Here is an 18,317-nt window from a genome sequence, read left to right on the forward strand (position 1 = left end):
CGAATGTGACATGCATTCGATCGGATCGAAGCAATGTGACATCCGGCCGGGAACGGGCCGTCGGCACGGGCGGTCAGGCGAACCGGTGCGTGGTCTGCCCGAACGGCCCCTTGGCGAAGACGAGCACCTTGCTCGGCTCGACGCGGAAGACCCAGCCCGGGTCGTCCACCGGCCCGACGGCGTCGCCGTGGACCTCGAACCGCCACTGCTGGCCGTACTTGACGTAGTACGCCTCGGCGACGTCGCGCAGCGCGTCGCCGTCGGTGACGCGCCGGGCCCGCCCCTCGACCACGACGTCCGTGCCGGCCGCCCACGTCGCGACGCCCGTGGTGACAGCCACCGCATCGTTGTGCCGGAGGTTGTGCGTCTTCTGCTCGCCCGGGCCCGTGCAGAAGACGAATCCGCCCGCGTGCCACAGTCCGATCAGCGGTGTCACATGCGGTACGCCGTCGCGCCGGACCGTGCTGAGCCAGTACAGCTGCGCGGACTCGAGAAGCTCCTCCGTGTCGGTCCACGGCAGGGGCGGCTCCCCTTCGTCCCCGAAGCGGGCATCGACGGTGGTGGTGACAGGTGTGCTCACGACGACTCCTCTCCCGGCTCCGGCCGGAGCCCGTATCGATACGGACCGGTCGGACCGGGAGAACTCATCGCCCGCCCGGGCCGAATGTCACACTGCGTCGATCAGATCGAACGCGTGTCACATTCGGCCACCGCCCCGGCCCCGCGGATCAGGAGAACGTGGCGGGATCGCCGCCGATGCGGCCGCCGTCGTCGTGCAGCCCGCGGATGCGGTCGAGGTCGTCCGCGGTCAGCTCGAAACCGAAGACGTCGAAGTTGCTCGCGATGCGCTCGGGCGTGACGGACTTCGGGATGACGATGGTGCCGAGCTGGATGTGCCAGCGCAGGATCACCTGCGCGACGGTGCGGCCGTGCGCCTGCGCGATCGACCTCAGCGTCGGGTCCTCGAGCACGGTGCCCTGGCCGAGGGGGCTCCAGGCCTCGGTGGCGATGCCCTTGCCGGTGTGATACGCCCGCAGCTCGGCCTGGTTGAACCGCGGATGCAGCTCGATCTGGTTGACGGCCGGGACCTCGCCGACGGCGTCGATCAGCCGGTCGAGATCCTCGACCCGGAAGTTGGAGACGCCGATCGAGCGGGCGCGGCCCTCCGCCTTGATCTTCTGGAAGGCGCGGAAGGTGTCGATGTAGCGGTCCTGGGCCGGCGCCGGCCAGTGGATCAGGTACAGGTCGACGTAGTCGAGGCCGAGCCTGCCCAGGCTCGTGTCGAAGGCGCGCAGCGCCGAGTCGTAGCCCTGGTCGCTGTTCCACAGCTTGGTGGTGACGAACAGCTCGTCGCGGGGGACGCCCGAGTCGCGCAGCGCGCGGCCGGTGCCGGCCTCGTTGCCGTAGAGGGCCGCGGTGTCGATGCTGCGGTAGCCCACCCGCAGCGCCTCGGTCACCGCGTCGTAGCTCTGCTCGTCCTCGACCTGCCACAGGCCGAAGCCGAGCTGCGGAATGGTGTTGCCGTCGTTGAGGGTGATCGTGGGAACGGTCATGATCGGCCCAACCCGTTCCGGCCGCCCGGTGTTCCCCGCATCCCACCATCCGGAAACCCCGCGACGCGCGTGGGGATAATCGAGAGGTGACTGCAACACTGCGCATCAGCGGCCTGTCCGCCTCCCGGGGCGAACGCACCCTGTTCACCGACCTGAGCCTGACCGTCGCGCCCGGCGACGTGATCGGCCTGGTCGGCGCCAACGGCGCAGGCAAGTCCACCCTGCTCACGACGCTCGCCGGGGTCGGCACCGCCGACGTCACCGGCACGGTCGTCCTCAGCCCGCCCGACGCCACCGTCGGGTATCTCGCCCAGGAACCCGAGCGCGTCCCGGGCGAGACGATCCTCGGCTTCCTCGGCCGACGGACCGGTGTCACCGACGCCGAGCACGCGATGAACGCCGCGGCCGAGGCGCTGGGGACCACCGATGTCGACGACTACACCCCCGCCCTGGAACGGTGGCTCGCGCTCGGCGGCGCGGATCTCGCCGAACGCGCCGAGAAGGTCGTCGCCGACCTGGGCCTCGAGGTCGGGCTGGACGCGCCCATGACGGGGCTCTCCGGGGGACAGGCGGCGCGGGCCGGGCTGGCGGCCCTGCTGCTGTCCCGGTACGACGTGCTGCTGCTCGACGAACCCACGAACGACCTCGATCTGGCCGGCCTCGATCAGCTCGAGCGATTCGTCGCCGAGACCCGCACCGCGCTGATGGTGATCAGCCACGACCGCGAGTTCCTGGCCCGCACGGTCACCGGGATCGTCGAACTGGATCTGACGCAGCAACAGATCGCGGTGTACGACGGCGGTTACGAGGCCTACCTCGTCGAACGCGAGGTGGCTCGGCGGCACGCCCGCGAGACCTACGAGGAGTACGCGGACACCAAGCAGGAGCTCGAGGATCGCGCCCGGATGCAGCGCAACTGGCTCGAGCACGGGGTCCGCAACGCCCGCCGCAAGTCCAAGGACAACGACAAGCTCGGCAAGAAGTTCCGCGCCGAGGCCACCGAGAAGCAGGCGGCGAAGGCGCGGCAGACGCAGCGCCGCATCGAGCGGCTCGACGTCGTCGAGGAGCCGCGCAAGGAGTGGGAGCTGCGCATGTCGATCGCGGCGGCGCCGCGCAGCGGTGCGGTGGTGGCCACCCTGAACGGCGCACGCGTCGACCGCGGCGACTTCGTGCTCGGCCCCGTCACGACGCAGGTGCAGTGGGGCGACCGGATCGTCGTCACCGGCCCGAACGGCGCCGGGAAGACGACGCTGCTGCGCCTGCTGCTGGGCCGGATCCGGCCCGACACCGGCACCGCGGCCCTCGGGTCGGGCGTGAGGATCGGCGAGATCGACCAGGCACGTGCGCTGTTCGAGGGCGACGAGCCGCTCGTGGACGCCTTCGCCGCGCAGGTGCCGGATTGGCCGGACGCGGAGGTGCGGACGCTGCTCGCCAAGTTCGGGCTCAGGGGCCACCACGTGCTGCGGTCCGCGTCGTCGCTGTCACCGGGCGAACGCACCCGGGCCGGACTGGCCCTGCTGCAGGCCCGCGGGGTGAACCTGCTGGTGCTCGACGAACCGACGAACCACCTGGACCTGCCCGCGATCGAGCAGCTCGAGCAGGCCGTCGACAGCTTCGAGGGCACGCTGCTGCTGGTCACCCACGATCGCCGGATGCTCGCCAACACCCGTTCGACCCGCCGGTGGCACCTCGACGGGGGGCGGCTGACGGAGGAGCCGGCATGACGGCGGGCAGCGTCCGGGTGGACAGCTGGACCTGGGCGGTGCGCCTGTTCAAGACGCGGTCCGCCGCCGCGGCCGCGTGCCGCGGCGGGCACGTGCGGGTCAACGACGCCCCCGCGAAGCCGTCGCAGCCCGTGAAGGTCGGCGACGAGGTGCGGGTGCGCGTGGCCGGGGCGGAACGGATCGTGCGGGTGACGCAGCTGCTGGCCAAGCGGGTGGGGGCGCCGGTCGCCGCCCAGGCGTACGAGGACCACAGTCCCCCTCCCCCACCGAAGGAGATCCTCGCCTCGATTCCCCGCCGCGACCGCGGCACGGGCCGGCCCACCAAGCGGGACCGGCGCGAGCTCGACCGGCTCCGCGGGCTGCTCGAGTAGGACTCCCGCGGGTCTTTCGGCGGCGCGCCGGGGTGCTGCCTGCCGCGCGGACGCGTCGACACCGCTTGACCGTTCGTTGGGTTTTTACAATACTTCGTTGTATGAGTCCGGTACGTCGGGGGGAAACCCTGCCGATCCACAACCGCATCCGCGTCCTGCGCGCGGAACGCGGGATGAGCCGCGCGCAGCTCGCGCAGCTCGTCGAGGTCAATCCCCAGACCGTCGGCGCCCTCGAGCGTGGCGACCACTACCCGAGCCTCGACCTCGCCTTCCGCATCTGCGACGTCTTCGGCCTCCCGGTCGAGGCCGTGTTCTCCCGCACCGAGTTCGGGCCGCTGTCCACCGAGGTGTACCGGATCCGCACCGCAACCGAAGGACGTGACGCACAGTGACCGAGATGCCCGTGCACGACGCCACCCTCCTCGAACGGTACGAGGCCTTCCGCACCCGGCGCTTCCTGAGGAACGAAGAAAAGTTCCGGAACATGTTGCCGCGCTGGCGCACTCGTCGACGCCGCCGAATCCTGGTCGTAGCTCTCGCCGCGACGTTCGTTCTCATGTTCACCGTGGGCGTGCTGTGCCACTTCTTCGAACGGGGACCACTGCTGTGGCTGCCGGCGTGCCTGGCGTTCTTCCCCCTCTGGATCTCGCTGCAGATCGTCTCGGGCCGGCAGGGCGACGCACCGCGCGCGGCCCTCGACGAGCGGGAGATCCAGGAACGCAACAGCGCTCGCTCGATCGCCCTGACCGTGACCCAGTCCCTGGTGATGATTCCGGTGCTCTACCTCGTCGTCGGCAGCGTGCTGACCGACGGCATGCATCCCAGGATGGCCTATGCGGGCGGGCTCATGACGCTGACCGCGACGCTGATCGGCGGTTGCCTGCCCGCGATGATCCTCGCCTGGAACAACCCCGATCACGACGAAACCGACTGACGCAGAGAACAACCCGAGAAGACGGAGGAAACGTGACGCTCACGATCAACGGTGTCTCGAAACGATACGGTGACGTCGTCGCGCTCGACGACGTCACCTTCGACGTGCGGCCCGGTGAGCTGTTCGGCTTCGTCGGCAGCAACGGCGCCGGGAAGACCACCACCATGCGGATCGTCCTCGGGGTGCTCGCCGCCGACTCCGGTGAGGTCCGGCTCGACGGCCGGCCCGTCGACCTCCAGGTGCGCCGCACCATCGGGTACATGCCGGAGGAACGGGGGCTGTACCCCAAGATGCAGGTCGGCGCGCAACTGTCGTACCTCGCTCGGCTGCACGGACTCTCCCGTTCCGAGGCCGATGCCGCCGTGACGCGCTGGACGAGCCGGCTGGGCATCGCCGAGCGGGTGGACGACGCCGTCGACGCGCTCTCCCTCGGTAACCAGCAGCGGGTCCAGCTCGCGGCCGCCCTGGTGCACGACCCGAGGGTGCTGGTCCTCGACGAGCCGTTCTCGGGCCTGGACCCCGTCGCCGTCGACGTCATGAGCGACGTGCTGATGGAGAAGGCCGAAACCGGTGTCCCGGTGATCTTCTCGAGCCACCAGCTCGATCTCGTGCAACGGCTCTGCCACCGTGTCGGGATCATTTCCAAGGGAACGATGCGCGCCGTCGGCACCGTCGACGAACTGCGCGGCCACGGTGAGGCTCGGCTCGAGGTGCACGCCCCACAGGCCCCCGAGGGCTGGGCCGCCGGGCTGCCCGGCGTCACCACCGTCGCGCACGGCGGCGGGCGCACCGTCCTCGTCCTCGGCAACGGCGCCGACGACCAGCAGATCCTCCGGGCCGCGCTCGCCACCGGCCCGGTGCACGAGTTCTCCGTTCGTCGGCCGACATTGACCGACCTGTTCCGAGAGGTGGTCGCAGCGTGAGCGCCCCGTTGAGTCCCGCCCGCGCCGTCGCGCTGGTGGCCCGCCGTGAGTTCCTCACCCAGATCCGCAAGAAGAGCTTCCTGATCAGCAACGCGATCATCCTGCTCGCGATCGTCGGCGGCATCGTCGCCGTGTCGCTGTTCTCCGGCGACGACGAACCCGCCACCGTCGGCGTCGTCGGCGACCCGGCCCTCGGCGCCGCCGTCACCGCCGTCGGAGAAGCCACGGGCAGCCCGGTCGACGTCACGGAGATCCCGGACGCCGGCACCGGCCGCGACCGGGTACGCGACGGCGAGCTCGACGTCGCGCTGGTCCCGGGCCCGGCGGGTTCCGTCACCGCCGTCGCCGAATCGGAGATCGACCCGGCCGTGCGCGCGACGATCGACACGGCCGTCGCGCAGCAGGCGCAGGTCGACGCCCTCACCGCGCGCGGCGTCGACCCGTCCGCGCTGGCGGCGGACACCGCCCGCGCCACCGTGACCGTCGAGGCCCTCGACCCGCCGGACCCGGAGCAGGCGCAGCGCACCACCCTGGCGATCGCGGCGGTCGTGTTGCTCTACATGCAGATCATGATGTTCGGGATGTACGTGGCGATGGGCGTGGTCGAGGAGAAGTCGTCGCGCGTGGTGGAGCTGCTGCTGTCGACGCTGCGCCCGCTGCAGTTGCTGTGGGGCAAGATCCTCGGCATCGGTGCGGTGGGTCTGCTGCAGCTCACCGCATACGGGGTGGCCGGGGTGGGGGCCGGTCTCGCCACCGGCACACTCACCGTCACCGGCGCGGCCCTGGGCACGCTCGCCGGCACACTGGGCTGGTTCGTCCTCGGGTTCGCGTTCTTCGCGGTCCTCTACGCCGCGGCCGGCTCGATGGTGTCGCGCCAGGAGGACGTGAACGCCACCGCGTCCCCGCTGATGGTGCTCATCGTCGCGATGTTCTTCGCGGCCTTCTCGTCCGTGGACGACCCCGAGTCGACGTGGAGCACCGTGCTGAGCTGGATCCCGCCGTTCTCGGCGATCCTGATGCCGCTGCGCATCGCCTCCGGCGTGGCGACCCCGCTGCAGATCGTCGGCACGATCGTGCTGATGCTGCTCGTGACCGGCGCCCTGAGCGTGGTCGGGGCGCGGATCTACCGCCGGTCCATCCTGCGCATCGGCCGCGTGGTCACCTGGAAGGAGGCGATCGGCCGGTAGGCGCCGGTGCGTCCTTCGGGAGCCTGGAGGCGCCCGAAGGACGCACGGCTAGGGTCGTGCCATGGCCCTCAGGATCTCGGCGCAGGAGTTCATCGACAGCGTGCTCGACGCGGGCAGCTTCCACTCCTGGGACACCGCCCCCGTCGACGTGCACCCCGACGAGCAGTACCGCGCCGAGCTCGAGGCCGCGGCGGCGAAGTCCGGCGTCGACGAGTCCGTGATCACCGGCGTCGGAACCGTGCACGGCCGGCACGTCGCGGTGATCGCCTGCGAGTTCGCTTTTCTCGCCGGGTCGATCGGGGTGGCCGCGGCCGAGCGCATCGTCCTCGCCGTGGAACGCGCCACCCGCGAGAAGCTGCCGCTGCTGGCCTCCCCCACGTCCGGCGGCACCCGGATGCAGGAGGGCACCCTCGCGTTCGTGCAGATGGTCAAGATCGCGGCGGCCGTCACCGCTCACAAGGCCGCGCACCTCGGCTATCTGGTGTACCTGCGCAACCCCACCACCGGCGGGGTGTTCGCGTCGTGGGGTTCGCTCGGGCACGTCACCGCCGCCGAACCCGGCGCGCTCGTCGGCTTTCTCGGCCCCCGCGTCTACCAGGCGCTCTACCACGAGGCCTTCCCGGAGGGCGTGCAGACCGCCGAGAACCTGTCCCAGAAGGGCGTGATCGACGGGGTGGTGCCGCTCGCCGGGGTCCGCCAGCTCGTGCACCGGATGCTCCGCGTGCTCACCGAGCCGACGGTCATCGATGCGTCCGCAGGTCCCGCGGTCACCTCCGCCGACGACGTGCCCGACGTGCCGGCGTGGCAGTCGGTAATGCTCTCCCGCCGGACGGAGCGTCCCGGCATCCGGCAGTTGCTGCGGCATGCCGCGGCCGCGCAGGTCCCGCTGTCCGGCACCGGGCAGGGCGAGTCCGACCGCACCGTGCTGGTCTCGCTCGCCCGGTTCCGCGGCGCGTCGTGCGTGCTGTTCGGCCAGGACCGCAGCGGGCAGTCCGCAGCGCGGACGATGGGTCCGGGCGCGCTGCGCGAGGCGCGGCGCGCGATGCGGCTGGCCGACGAACTCCGCCTTCCCCTCGTGCTGGTGATCGACACGCTCGGCGCCTCGCTGTCCAAGGAGGCCGAGGAACGCGGACTCGCACCGGAGATCGCCCGCTGCCTGGCCGACCTGGTGACCCTGCCGACGCCCACGGTGTCGGTGCTCCTCGGGCAGGGCACCGGCGGTGGCGCGCTGGCGCTGCTGCCCGCCGACCGGGTGCTGTGCGCGCAGAACGGCTGGCTCGCCCCGCTGCCGCCCGAGGGCGCCAGCGCGATCGTGCACCGCGACACCACCCACGCCCCGCAGATGGCGGCGGCTCAGGGCATCCGCTCCCGCGACCTGCTGCGCGACGGTGTCGTCGACGGTGTGATCCCCGAGTTCCCCGATGCCGCGGAGGAGCCCACCGAGTTCGCCAAGCGTGTCGGTGCCGCCGTCGCCCGCGAACTCGGCGTGCTCGTCGGCCAGGACCCGACGCTGCGATACCGGCGGCGGCTCGAGCGCTACCGGAAGCTGGGGCTGCCCCGGTAGCCGCGTGCCCGCTCACCGACGCCGAGGCGCCGCCCGGCGCACCGGCCGAACGGGCAGTGCCTCACCCCGGGGGCTCTCGAATAGGGTGGTCAGCGTCACAGGCTGTGGTCAGAGAGGATGCGAATCGATGAGCTCGTACGCGGAGGCCTTCCGGCAGAGCGTGGAGGACCCCGAGGGGTTCTGGCTCGAGGCGGCCCGCGCCGTGGACTGGGTGAACACGCCGACGCGCGCCCTCGACGGCTCGCAGGCCCCGTCGTTCCGCTGGTTCCCCGACGGCACGCTCAACACCAGCTTCAACGCCCTCGACCGGCACGTGCAGGCCGGACACGGCGACCGGCCCGCCCTGATCTGGGATTCGGCGATGGTCCCCGCCAAGCGCACCTACACCTACGCCGAGCTGCTGGACGAGGTCGCGGCCTTCGCCGGGGTGCTGCGCGATCAGGGCGTCGTCGCCGGCGACCGCGTCGTGATCTACATGCCGATGATCCCGGAGGCCGCGATCGCGATGCTCGCGTGCGCCCGCATCGGCGCCGTGCACTCGGTGGTGTTCGGCGGTTTCGCCGCCAAGGAACTCGCCACCCGCATCGACGACGCCCGGCCGGTGCTGCTCGTCACCGCCTCCGGCGGCCTCGAGCCGGGCCGCACCGTCGAGTACCTGCCCATGGTCGAGCAGGCACTGTCACTGTCGCAGACCCCGCCGCACACCGTGATCGTCAAGAACCGGGAGATGATCCCGGGCTCGGCCGCCGACTACAAGGCCTCCGTCGCCACGTGGTTCGACTGGGACGAGCTCACCGCCGACGCGGACCCGGCCGGGCCGGTCACCGTCGCGGCCACCGACCCGCTGTACATCCTCTACACCTCCGGCACCACGGGGAAGCCGAAGGGCGTGGTGCGCGACAACGGCGGGCACGCGGTGGCGCTGACCTGGTCGATGCGCAACATCTACGACATCTCCCCCGGCGACGTGTGGTGGACCGCGTCCGACGTGGGCTGGGTCGTCGGCCACTCCTACATCGTCTACGGCCCGCTGCTGATCGGCGCGACCACCGTCATGTACGAGGGCAAGCCGGTGGGCACACCGGATGCCGGCGCGTTCTGGCGGATCATCAACGAGAACAGCGTCGTCGCGTTGTTCACCGCGCCCACCGCGATCCGCGCCGTCCGCAAGGCCGACCCCGAGGCGAAGGAGCTGGAGAACTACGACATCTCCTCCCTCCGTACGCTCTTCGCCGCGGGCGAGCGGCTCGACCCGGACACCTACGAGTGGGCGACGAAGGTACTCGACCGGCCCGTCGTCGACCACTGGTGGCAGACCGAGACCGGCTGGGCGATCGCCGCGAACCTGCGCGGCCTGGACCCCATGCCGATCAAGGCGGGCTCGCCCACCGTGCCGGTACCGGGCTACCGCGTCGACATCGTCGATGCCGAGGGCAAGCCCGTCGAAGCCGGCACCGAGGGCAACATCGTGATCGCTCTGCCGCTGCCCCCGGGCACCCTGACCGGGCTGTGGCAGGACGAGGACCGCTACCGGCGGTCGTACCTGGAGACCTTCCCGGGCTACTACCTCACCGGCGATTCCGGCTACGTCGACGAGGACGGCTACGTGTTCGTCCTCGGCCGGTCCGACGACGTCATCAACGTTGCCGGCCATCGGCTTTCGACCGGAAGCATGGAGGCCGTGGTGGCGTCGCACCCGGCCGTCGCCGAGTGCGCGGTCGTCGGCATCCGCGACGAGCTCAAGGGCCAGCGGCCGTCCGGTTACGTGGTGCTCAAGTCCGGCGTCGAGATCGACCCGGAGACGCTGCGGCAGGAACTCGTGGCGATGGTGCGCGAGCAGATCGGCGCGGTCGCCACATTCCGTGACGTGACCGTGGTGCAGGCGCTGCCGAAGACCCGCTCCGGCAAGATCCTCCGCAAGACGATGCGGCAGATCGCCGACCACGAGCAGTACACCGTGCCGTCGACGATCGAGGACCCGTCGGTGCTCGAGGCGCTCGAGCAGCAACTGCGCGGATAGCTCGCCGCTCGCAACGTCGAGAGGGAGGTTGTTGCGGAGCCCTTTCGGGCGATGCCGCAACAACCTCCCTCTCGATAAGGAGACCTCCCGCTCAGTGCTTGCGGCGGCGGCGCACCACCTTGCGCTTGCCGTTGCGCTTGCCGCGGCGGCGCGCCACCCGGCCCACGACGAGGGCCGCGACGATGCCGCCGACGACGGCCGCGACGATCTGGGGACGTTCCTGCGCTTTCACCTGGACTTCGTGCACCTTCTCCTGGGCGGCCGACTTCGCGCGGGCCGGGACGTCGACCTTGTGGGCGAGGGCCTCCACCGTCTCGGCGAGCTCGGCGCGTTGCTGCTCGACGCTGGGCACCGCGTCGGCGGCCTCGGTGTTGCGTGCGGGGTCGGGACCGGTCATCGCACATGCTCCTTCACGGTGTTCACGTCCTTGCGGATACTCTCCGCCGTCTCGCTGGGTACCGGTGGGGCCGAGTTCTTGGCCCGCGACCTGCCGACGGCGGCCAGGGTGCCGCCGACAGCCAGGACGATCAACGAGACGATCAGCGCGGCCAGCCACGGGGAGAGCACGGTGGCGAGCCCCAGGATCGCGGTCGCGATGAGGGCGCCGACGCCGAGGTAGATCAGCATCAGCCCGGCACCGGCGATGCCGACGCCGACGCCCATCCGGGTGCCCTTGGCCTTCACCTCGTCGAGGGCGTGGGTGACCTCGGTGCGCACCAGGGTCGGCACCTGGGTGGTGAGCCGCTCGATCAGTTGCGCGGTGGACAGTTCGCTGGGGTCCGTGGCACTGTGCGTGCCGCCGGGGGACGCGGTCATCGTCGAGTCCTTTCGGTGTGGTGCGACGTCTCGGTCCGATCTGTCGCCCTCCGCATCGTCGTCGGCGCCCTCGCGGGCCGACGCGGTGTGCGCAAGGCGGAGTTCACGGCCGCGGTCGATGTCCTCTTGCCGCTTCTCCTCGTTCTTCTCGATGTTGCGGGTGTCCCGCGGCGGCAGCTGCAGCGTCTCCTCCGCCTCGATGCCGGCCTGCAGCTGACGTCCACGCTCGAGCTCGGCGTCGAACTCCGCGCCGAACAGCAGCGCGAGGTTGGTGATCCACAACCACAGGAGAAACACGATCGCGCCGGCGAGGGAGCCGTAGGTCTCGTTGTAACTGCCGAAGTTGGAGACGTAGAACGCGAACGCGACCGACGCCACGATCCACGCGAGGATCGCGATGGCGGCACCCGCACTGATCCAGCGGAACTTCGGCTGCGTCACGTTCGGCGTCGCGTAGTACAGCACGGCGACGATCATGATCACCAGGATCAGGATCACGGGCCACTTCGCGATGTTCCAGACCGTCACCGCAGTCTCGCCGAGCCCGATCACGTCCCCCATCGCCCGGGCCACGGGACCGCTCACGACGAGCATGAGGGCCGTCGCGCCCATCGCGATCAGCGCGAGGGCGGTGATGAGCAGCATCCACGGCCGCAGCTTCCAGATGGGGCGTCCCTCGTCGACCTCGTAGATGCGGTTCATGGCGCGGCCGAACGCGCCGACGTAACCCGACGCCGACCACAGCGCACCGGCGATACCGACGACGAGCGCGAACCCGGCCGCCGGCGCCTGCACGAGTTGTTCGACCGGGCCGCGGAGCGTGTCCACGGCGGTGGCCGGGCCGAGATCCTCGACGATCTGCATCACCGCGTCCACGGTGCTCTGGCCCTGGCCGAACACGCCGAGCAGGGACACGACGACGAGCAGCGCCGGAAACAGGGACAGCACGGCGTAGTACGTCAGCGCGGCGGCGAGGTCGGTGCACTGATCATGGCTGAACTCGCGAGCGGTCTTGCGCAGCACGAACTTCCACGACGGTTTCGTCAGGTCGGTCGGCGAGTCGGGTTTGCGAGAATCGTCCGGTCGCGGGAAGTCCTCCGCCACGTCGGGGTCGCCGTGTTTGGCCGTCATGTTGCCGCGATTACCCGTACACGGTGGGGACCAAACGCCGCAACCGGCCGGAACAGGAGGCCGGGCGGCGTAGGAATGAAGGCATGACGAGTGCACACAAGGTGTTCCATTCGATCGTCGGCCGCCTGGATCAACCGGTGTTCGTCGTCACCACCCGGGTCCTCGAGGAGCGCACCGGGTGCCTGGTGGGGTTCGCCACCCAGGCCAGCATCGACCCGCCCCGGTTCCTGGTGGGGTTGTCCACCTCGAACCGCACCTTCCGGGTGGCCACCGCCGCCGAGCATCTCGTCGTCCACGTACTGGGACGGGACCAGCTCCCCCTGGCGCGCCTGTTCGGCGGCGAGACGGGCGACGAGGTGGACAAGTTCTCGCGATGCGCGTGGCACGACGGCCCGCACGGCCTGCCCGTCCTCGACGGCGTCCCGGCGTGGTTCATCGGACGCGTCGTCGGCCGGGCCGCGCTGGGCGACCACGTCGGATTCCTGCTCGACCCGGACGGCGGGGAGTGCCACGGCGAACTGAACGACGTGATCCGGCACGGCGACGTCCGTGACCTCGACGCCGGGCACGCGCCCTGATTCCCCACGGCGCCGCGACGCGTGGTGTGATCGAGCGATGCGGCGCCTCGACGATCCGACCTGCCCGGCCCGTCCGCTCGACGACGACGAACTGCGGGCCCTCTACGCGTATCCGGCCGATCTGCGGTCGCCGTGGATCCGGGTCAACTTCGTCTCCTCCCTCGACGGGGCCGTCGCCGTGGAGGGCCGCTCGGGTGGGCTCGGCACACCGTCGGACAAGAAGGTGTTCGGGCTGCTGCGGGGCCTGGCCGACGTGATCGTCGTGGGCGCGGGCACGGCACGCGGCGAGAACTACGGCGGTGCCCGCACCAGCGCGGCGCTGCGGGAGCGGCGCCTCGAGGCGGGCCTGAGCGAGGTGCCGCCCGTCGCGGTCGTCACCGCCACATGCCACCTGGACCCCGGGTGCCGGTTGTTCACCGACACCACCGTCGCGCCGGTCGTCCTCACGTGCGAGACCGCGCCCGGGACCCGTCGTCGCTCTCTCGCCGCCGCCGGCGCGGACGTGCGGGTGATCGCCGAGCATTCGATCGACGGGCACGCGGTGCGCGACGCGCTGGCCGCGGCGGGCTGGACCCGCGCGCTGTGCGAGGGCGGGCCGCGGCTGTTCGGTCAGCTGATCGCCGACGGCGTGGTCGACGACCTGTGCCTCACGCTGGCGCCGCTGCTCGCCGCAGGTCCGGAGGGACGCATCGCCACCGCCCCGCAGACGGCGGTGACGTCGATGCGGCCCGCCCACGTCCTCGCCGACGACGACGGCACGGTCCTCACCCGGTGGATACGCGGGGAGCGGTGACGGGGTGGGGCCCCGCCAGGAGCTTCTGCACCACGTCGAGATCGCCGTGCGCCCGCAGCGTCGGCGCGACGCGGTCCAGCAGGCGGGCGAGCATGTCCCGGGCCGGGATCCGGGTGCCGGTGTGCACGTCCACCGCCGGGCCGTCGAGACCGTACCGGGCGGCGCTCCACACCGCCGCCGCACCGAGGTCCGGCTCGACCGGCCGCACCTCGACGCCACGGCGCAGATCGCCGAGAGCGGCGCCGACCAGGCCCCGGCCCAGGGCCGCCTGCAGGACCGTGCCGTCGACCGTTGGGGCGGTGTCGGCCGCGCGGATCTCCACCGTCGGCACGTGGACCGACGGCCGGGCGAGCCAGAACGTCATCCGGGAGTCGAGCAGCACCCCGGCGTCGACCAGGCGGGCGACGAGAGCGGCGGCGTGCTGCGCCGAACGCAGGTACGGGGGCAGACCGAAGCCGGGAAACCGGCTCTGCTGCACGATGCGCCAGCTCGCGTAGCCCGTGTCGCGGCCGCCGTGCCGCGGGGAGTTGGCGCCGAGCGCGACGAGCGTGGGCAGCCACGGGGTCAGATGGTTCACCACGGCTGCCGCGGTGTCGCGGTCGGCGACGCCGACGTGCACGTGGCAGCCGCAGGCGTGGTAGTCGTCGACCAGCGCGCGGTACCGCTCGGCGATGGCGGCCCGCCGACCCGCCGCGACGAGGGTGCCGGGTCCGGCGTCGGACTCGGGGACCCCGACGGCGGCGAACCGCAGCCCGCATCGGCGGGCTGCGGCGTCGAGCGCGGAGCGGGACGAGGTCAGCCGGGTCCGCAGCTCCGCGAGGGTCCGGCACACCCCGCCCACGGCCTCGATCTGGGTCGGGTGCAGTTCGCCGACGAACGTCACCCCGGGTACCCCCGGAAGCCGGCCGCACACCGCGTCGAACCCCGGCGCGGGGTGACCCGTCGCCGGGTCGACGAGGAGGAATTCCTCCTCCACGCCCATGGTGACGCCGTCGCCCGGCGCCGCGCCGGAGGTTTCGGGGTTCATGGTTGCGGGCTACCCGTTGCCGCCGGCGGCGACACGCCGGCCGGTAGAGTCCGGACAGCATCCGGCGGAAGGAGTTCCCCATGCCCGACGACGTTCCCGAAGGATCCGCACGGTCCAGCGCGACGGCCGAGCGGATCGGCGAGCTCGCCGCCGACCGCGATCTGACCGTCGCGTGCGCGGAGTCGCTCACCTCCGGCGCCCTGGCCGCCCGGCTGGGCGCCGCGCCGGGCAGCGCAGGGTGGTTCCGGGGCGGCATCGTCGCCTATTCCCGGGCCGTGAAGCACTCGCTGCTGCGGGTGCCGGAGGGCCCGGTGGTCTGCGAGGCGGCGGCGCGCGCCATGGCCGAGTCGACGGTCGAACTGCTCGGCGCCGACCTCGCGGTGGCGGTGACCGGGGCGGGCGGCCCGGACAGCCAGGACGGGCAGGAGCCGGGCACGGTGTGGTTCGCCGTGGCCGGGCGCGGGCCGACGCACGCCGAGGAGAAGTTCTTCCCGGGGGAGCCCGAGGACGTGCTGGCCGAAACGGTCTTTCACGCGCTCACTCTGCTCGCGGACCGCGCGGCGAGCTGAGCGGGCCGGTGCCCGCCCGGCCGAGCAGGCGGGTGACGAGTTCGGTGACGAGTTCGTCGGGTGTGGCGTCGGCACCGATCGAGGTGGTGAGCAGGTCCAGCAGCAGCCCGTCGACCGCGTAGTGCAGCAGGGCGACCTCGAGCGCGGTGGCGGGTAACTGTGCGGCGTCGTTGAATTCGACGTCGAGCCGATAGTTGCGGGAGAGCGTCGCGCCGAGCACCTCGGCGAGTCCCGGGCTTCTGCGGGACTCGAGGCGCAGTTCCATCAGGGCGACGGTCAGGTCCGGCTGGGCGGTGGTGCGCTCGACGAGGTATCGCATGTAGTCGATGTAGAGGTCGACGCTCGGGGTCCGGCCGGCGAGCGCCTCGAGCCGGTCCGGGTCGGGGGCGAGCCGCTCGAAGATGCGCGCACCGAGGGCGCCGAGCAGTTCGTCCCGCGTCGGAAAGTAGTTCGCGCAGGTGCCCAGGGGCACTCCTGCCTCCCGGTCGACGGCGCGGTGGGTCAGCTTGCGGGCGCCGTCCGCGCCGAGCACGCGCAGGCCGGCATCCGCGAGCTGTGCTCGGCGCTCCGGATTCGCTGCCATGAAAAAACTCTAGCATCGACTACAACACCTGTTGTAGTTTGACCACCACAGGTGTTGTAGTCGACGATCCGAGGAGCCCTTCGTGCGAAAACTGACCTACTACGTCGCGACCACGCTCGACGGCTTCGTCGCCGACCCGGCCGGCGGATTCGACTTCTTCCCGGTCGAGGGCGACCACATGGGATACCTCCTGCGGGAGTTTCCGGAGACGTTTCCGGTCCACGCCCGCGGACCCCTCGGAATCGAGGGACCACCGAAGCACTTCGACGCCGTCGTGATGGGCCGGCGCACGTGGGAGCCCGCCCGCGCCGCCGGGCTGACGAGCGCGTACCCGCACCTGCGACAGTACGTGTTCACCACGACGATGACCCAGGCGCCGGACGAGACGGTCACGCTCGTGGCCACCGATCCGCTCGAGTACGTGCGCGACCTCAAACGCCAGGAGGGACTGGGAATCTGGCTGTGCGGCGGGGGCTCGCTCGCCGGGGCGCTGTTGCCCGAGATCGACGAACTGGTGCTGAAGGTGAACCCGATCGTCGTCGGCGACGGAATCCCGTTGTTCCGCCGCGGGTTCGAGCCGCACCGCTTCACCCGGCTCGAGACGAAGACCTTCGACAGCGGCGTCACGGTGTGCCGCTTCGCGTCCGGTGTGTCCTTTGGGCGGCCCTGACCGCCCAAAGGACACACCGGCGGCGCAGCCGCCTAGAGCCAGGCGGGATCGGTGTCGAGCGTGGTCCGGTCCAGGCTGTCGAGCAGGTCGAACTGCGGACCCGTCTTCGGCAGTTCGAACGCGAAGAAGTATCGGGCGGCGGCACGCTTGCCGTCGTAGAAGCCGCCCTCCCGGGTCCCGGCCGCGAGGAGCTGTTCGAGCCACATCCACGAGACGATCACATGCCCGACGGCCTCGAGATACACCGACGAATTCGCCAGCGCCACCTCGGGATCGCCGGTCGACCACAGCCGTGCGGTGGTCGCCGCGACACGCGTCACCGCCGCCTGCAGCTGCCCGGCGTAGCGGGCCGCGTCGCCCCCGGCGTCGACGGCCCGCGCGACGGTCCGCCCGATCGTCTCGCCGAGCAGCGCCAGCCCCGCCCCGCCCTGCATGACCACCTTGCGCCCGAGCAGGTCCAGCCCCTGGATGCCGTGCGTACCCTCGTGAATGGGGTTGAGGCGGTTGTCCCGGTAGAACTGCTCGACGTCGAATTCGCGGGTGTAGCCGTAGCCCCCGTGCACCTGGATCGCCAGGCTGTTCGCCTCGAGGCACCACTGCGACGGCCAGGACTTCGCGACGGGGGTGAGCATGTCGAGCAGCAGCCCGGCGCGGGTGCGGGCCTCCTCGTCCTCGGCGGTCTGCTGCTCGTCGACGAGCGTCGAGCAGTACAGCCCCAGCGCCAGCGCGCCCTCGACGTAGGCCTTCTGCGCGAGCAGCATCCGGCGCACGTCGGCATGCTCGATCAGCGGCACGGGCGGCGACGACGGGTCCTTGTCCCCGAGGGGGCGGCCCTGGGTGCGGGTGCGGGCGTACTCGAGGGACTGCAGGTAGCCGGCGTAGCCGAGCGACGTGGCGAGGAACCCGACGCCGATGCGGGCCTCGTTCATCATGTGGAACATGTACGCCAGGCCCTTGTGCGGCTCGCCGAGCAGGTAGCCGACGGCGCCGGCGCGACCGCCGGGGGTGAAGGTGCCGTCGCCGAAGTTCAGCAGCGTGTTGGTGGTGCCGCGGTTGCCCATCTTGTGGTTGAGACCGACGAGGGCGACGTCGTTGCGCTCGCCGAGCTGCCCGTCCCCGCCGACGAGGATCTTCGGGACGATGAACAGCGAGATGCCCTTGACCCCCGCCGGACCACCGGGAATCTTCGCCAGCACGAGATGGACGATGTTCTCGGACAGCTCGTGGTCGCCGCCGGAGATCCACATCTTGGTGCCGGTGAGCCGGTAGCTGCCGTCGTCCTGCGGCACGGCCTTGGTGGTGATGTCCGCCAGCGACGATCCGGCCTGCGGCTCGGACAGGCACATGGTGCCGAAGAACCGGCCCTCGAGCAGGGACGGCACGTACGTGGCGATCTGCTCCTCGCTGCCGTGGGTGGCGATGAGGTTGGCGTTGCCGACGGTGAGGAACGGGTAGGACGAGGTGCCGGCGTTCGCGGCCTGGAACCAGGCCATCGCCGCACGCAGCACGGTGACCGGCAGCTGCATGCCGCCGAGTTCCTCGTCGAACGAGGACCCGATGAGCCCGGCCTTGGCGAACAGCTCCAGCGCCGCCTTGACCTCGGGGATGATCTCGACCTTGCCGTCGTCGCCGATCCGCGGCTCCTGGGCATCCGCCTTCTTGTTGTGCGGCGCGAAGTGCTTGGTGGCCATGTCCGCACTGAGGTCGAGGACGGCGTCGAACGTCTCCCGTGAGTGCTCGGCGAACCGCGTCCGCGCGGTGAGGGACTCGACGTTCAGCCACTCGTAGAGCAGGAAGTCGAGGTCACGCCGGGACAGGACGGGAGCGGGCATGGAGGTTCCTTTCACAGTGCCACGGATTCACTCAGCGGCCAC

Annotated in this window: 19 protein-coding genes; 12 read left to right on the forward strand and 7 right to left on the reverse strand. The window is 71.3% G+C overall.

The window, feature by feature from the left end; translation table 11 throughout:
- Window positions 1-73 precede the first annotated feature (73 nt).
- Both A4U64_RS18220 and A4U64_RS18225 read right to left on the reverse strand, forming a co-directional pair.
- Entirely contained in the window at window positions 74-580 is a 507-nt protein-coding gene (locus A4U64_RS18220; RefSeq protein WP_006936055.1) for a pyridoxamine 5'-phosphate oxidase family protein, read from the reverse strand.
- Window positions 581-728: 148 nt separating this feature from the next.
- Window positions 729-1,553, reverse strand: coding sequence for an aldo/keto reductase (locus A4U64_RS18225; RefSeq protein WP_006936057.1), 825 nt, complete (start codon window positions 1,551-1,553; stop codon window positions 729-731).
- A gap of 86 nt (window positions 1,554-1,639) precedes the next feature.
- Between A4U64_RS18225 and A4U64_RS18230 the strand changes: the two genes are divergently transcribed.
- From A4U64_RS18230 to A4U64_RS18265, 8 genes are all read left to right on the forward strand, one after another.
- Window positions 1,640-3,277, forward strand: a complete 1,638-nt coding sequence (locus A4U64_RS18230; protein ID WP_065922927.1) for an ABC-F family ATP-binding cassette domain-containing protein — start codon at window positions 1,640-1,642, stop codon at window positions 3,275-3,277.
- A complete protein-coding gene (locus tag A4U64_RS18235; protein ID WP_006936062.1) occupies window positions 3,274-3,648 on the forward strand; it encodes an RNA-binding S4 domain-containing protein in 375 nt (124 codons plus the stop codon). Before A4U64_RS18230 ends, A4U64_RS18235 begins: the two co-directional genes overlap by 4 nt.
- Before the next feature lie 101 nt (window positions 3,649-3,749).
- Window positions 3,750-4,040 carry a helix-turn-helix transcriptional regulator gene (locus tag A4U64_RS18240; RefSeq protein ID WP_029541869.1) on the forward strand — a complete coding sequence of 97 codons (291 nt, stop codon included), beginning with the start codon at window positions 3,750-3,752 and terminating at the stop codon, window positions 4,038-4,040.
- A complete protein-coding gene (locus A4U64_RS18245; protein ID WP_084648664.1) occupies window positions 4,037-4,582 on the forward strand; it encodes a hypothetical protein in 546 nt (181 codons plus the stop codon). The genes A4U64_RS18240 and A4U64_RS18245 overlap by 4 nt, the downstream gene beginning before the upstream one ends.
- A gap of 32 nt (window positions 4,583-4,614) precedes the next feature.
- Window positions 4,615-5,505 (forward strand): ABC transporter ATP-binding protein, encoded by an 891-nt coding sequence (locus tag A4U64_RS18250; protein ID WP_029541864.1) that lies wholly within the window; start codon window positions 4,615-4,617, stop codon window positions 5,503-5,505.
- Entirely contained in the window at window positions 5,502-6,692 is a 1,191-nt protein-coding gene (locus A4U64_RS18255) for an ABC transporter permease (RefSeq protein ID WP_029541861.1), read from the forward strand. The genes A4U64_RS18250 and A4U64_RS18255 overlap by 4 nt, the downstream gene beginning before the upstream one ends.
- A gap of 61 nt (window positions 6,693-6,753) precedes the next feature.
- On the forward strand, window positions 6,754-8,256 hold the full coding sequence (locus tag A4U64_RS18260; RefSeq protein ID WP_029541857.1) for a carboxyl transferase domain-containing protein: 1,503 nt from the start codon (window positions 6,754-6,756) through the stop codon (window positions 8,254-8,256).
- 127 nt (window positions 8,257-8,383) lie between these two features.
- Window positions 8,384-10,276: a propionyl-CoA synthetase gene (locus tag A4U64_RS18265; RefSeq protein ID WP_006936070.1), complete on the forward strand. Its 1,893-nt coding sequence runs from the start codon at window positions 8,384-8,386 to the stop codon at window positions 10,274-10,276.
- A 91-nt stretch (window positions 10,277-10,367) separates the two neighbouring features.
- Here A4U64_RS18265 and A4U64_RS18270 read toward each other — a convergent pair whose 3' ends face one another.
- Window positions 10,368-10,673 (reverse strand): DUF3618 domain-containing protein, encoded by a 306-nt coding sequence (locus A4U64_RS18270; RefSeq protein ID WP_006936071.1) that lies wholly within the window; start codon window positions 10,671-10,673, stop codon window positions 10,368-10,370.
- Entirely contained in the window at window positions 10,670-12,223 is a 1,554-nt protein-coding gene (locus A4U64_RS18275) for a YhjD/YihY/BrkB family envelope integrity protein (RefSeq protein WP_006936072.1), read from the reverse strand. Before A4U64_RS18275 ends, A4U64_RS18270 begins: the two co-directional genes overlap by 4 nt.
- Before the next feature lie 83 nt (window positions 12,224-12,306).
- On the opposite strand from A4U64_RS18275, the gene A4U64_RS18280 reads away from it, so the two are divergent.
- Together A4U64_RS18280 and A4U64_RS18285 are read left to right on the forward strand one after the other, a co-directional pair.
- The gene (locus tag A4U64_RS18280; protein WP_006936074.1) at window positions 12,307-12,801 is read left to right on the forward strand and encodes a flavin reductase family protein; all 495 of its coding nucleotides are present in this window, start codon (window positions 12,307-12,309) and stop codon (window positions 12,799-12,801) included.
- A gap of 37 nt (window positions 12,802-12,838) precedes the next feature.
- Window positions 12,839-13,594: a pyrimidine reductase family protein gene (locus tag A4U64_RS18285; protein ID WP_006936076.1), complete on the forward strand. Its 756-nt coding sequence runs from the start codon at window positions 12,839-12,841 to the stop codon at window positions 13,592-13,594.
- On the opposite strand, the gene A4U64_RS18290 is transcribed toward A4U64_RS18285, so the two are convergent.
- Entirely contained in the window at window positions 13,566-14,621 is a 1,056-nt protein-coding gene (locus tag A4U64_RS18290; protein WP_065922928.1) for a carboxylate-amine ligase, read from the reverse strand. The two genes, A4U64_RS18285 and A4U64_RS18290, sit on opposite strands and share 29 nt — an antisense overlap.
- Window positions 14,622-14,701: 80 nt before the next feature.
- Between A4U64_RS18290 and A4U64_RS18295 the strand changes: the two genes are divergently transcribed.
- The gene (locus A4U64_RS18295; protein ID WP_006936080.1) at window positions 14,702-15,190 is read left to right on the forward strand and encodes a CinA family protein; all 489 of its coding nucleotides are present in this window, start codon (window positions 14,702-14,704) and stop codon (window positions 15,188-15,190) included.
- On the opposite strand, the gene A4U64_RS18300 is transcribed toward A4U64_RS18295, so the two are convergent.
- Window positions 15,159-15,773 carry a TetR/AcrR family transcriptional regulator gene (locus A4U64_RS18300; protein ID WP_029541848.1) on the reverse strand — a complete coding sequence of 205 codons (615 nt, stop codon included), beginning with the start codon at window positions 15,771-15,773 and terminating at the stop codon, window positions 15,159-15,161. The two genes, A4U64_RS18295 and A4U64_RS18300, sit on opposite strands and share 32 nt — an antisense overlap.
- Before the next feature lie 82 nt (window positions 15,774-15,855).
- Here A4U64_RS18300 and A4U64_RS18305 point away from each other — a divergent pair, with 82 nt between their 5' ends.
- Window positions 15,856-16,443 carry a dihydrofolate reductase family protein gene (locus A4U64_RS18305; protein ID WP_065922929.1) on the forward strand — a complete coding sequence of 196 codons (588 nt, stop codon included), beginning with the start codon at window positions 15,856-15,858 and terminating at the stop codon, window positions 16,441-16,443.
- Between the two features lie 32 nt (window positions 16,444-16,475).
- On the opposite strand, the gene A4U64_RS18310 is transcribed toward A4U64_RS18305, so the two are convergent.
- Entirely contained in the window at window positions 16,476-18,275 is a 1,800-nt protein-coding gene (locus A4U64_RS18310; protein WP_065922930.1) for an acyl-CoA dehydrogenase, read from the reverse strand.
- Window positions 18,276-18,317: the final 42 nt, after the last annotated feature.

This window comes from Rhodococcus sp. WB1, from assembly GCF_001700945.1.
GTDB lineage: Bacteria > Actinomycetota > Actinomycetes > Mycobacteriales > Mycobacteriaceae > Rhodococcus > Rhodococcus aetherivorans.

Excerpts from the sequence above, each read along its gene's own strand:
- A4U64_RS18225 (WP_006936057.1), bottom strand. The coding sequence starts at position 1,553 with ATGACCGTTCCCACGATCACCCTCAACGACGGCAACACCATTCCGCAG.
- A4U64_RS18235 (WP_006936062.1), top strand. The coding sequence starts at position 3,274 with ATGACGGCGGGCAGCGTCCGGGTGGACAGCTGGACCTGGGCGGTGCGC.
- A4U64_RS18240 (WP_029541869.1), top strand. The coding sequence starts at position 3,750 with ATGAGTCCGGTACGTCGGGGGGAAACCCTGCCGATCCACAACCGCATC.
- A4U64_RS18260 (WP_029541857.1), top strand. The coding sequence starts at position 6,754 with ATGGCCCTCAGGATCTCGGCGCAGGAGTTCATCGACAGCGTGCTCGAC.
- A4U64_RS18265 (WP_006936070.1), top strand. The coding sequence starts at position 8,384 with ATGAGCTCGTACGCGGAGGCCTTCCGGCAGAGCGTGGAGGACCCCGAG.
- A4U64_RS18270 (WP_006936071.1), bottom strand. The coding sequence starts at position 10,673 with ATGACCGGTCCCGACCCCGCACGCAACACCGAGGCCGCCGACGCGGTG.
- A4U64_RS18275 (WP_006936072.1), bottom strand. The coding sequence starts at position 12,223 with ATGACGGCCAAACACGGCGACCCCGACGTGGCGGAGGACTTCCCGCGA.
- A4U64_RS18280 (WP_006936074.1), top strand. The coding sequence starts at position 12,307 with ATGACGAGTGCACACAAGGTGTTCCATTCGATCGTCGGCCGCCTGGAT.
- A4U64_RS18285 (WP_006936076.1), top strand. The coding sequence starts at position 12,839 with ATGCGGCGCCTCGACGATCCGACCTGCCCGGCCCGTCCGCTCGACGAC.
- A4U64_RS18290 (WP_065922928.1), bottom strand. The coding sequence starts at position 14,621 with ATGAACCCCGAAACCTCCGGCGCGGCGCCGGGCGACGGCGTCACCATG.
- A4U64_RS18295 (WP_006936080.1), top strand. The coding sequence starts at position 14,702 with ATGCCCGACGACGTTCCCGAAGGATCCGCACGGTCCAGCGCGACGGCC.
- A4U64_RS18300 (WP_029541848.1), bottom strand. The coding sequence starts at position 15,773 with ATGGCAGCGAATCCGGAGCGCCGAGCACAGCTCGCGGATGCCGGCCTG.
- A4U64_RS18310 (WP_065922930.1), bottom strand. The coding sequence starts at position 18,275 with ATGCCCGCTCCCGTCCTGTCCCGGCGTGACCTCGACTTCCTGCTCTAC.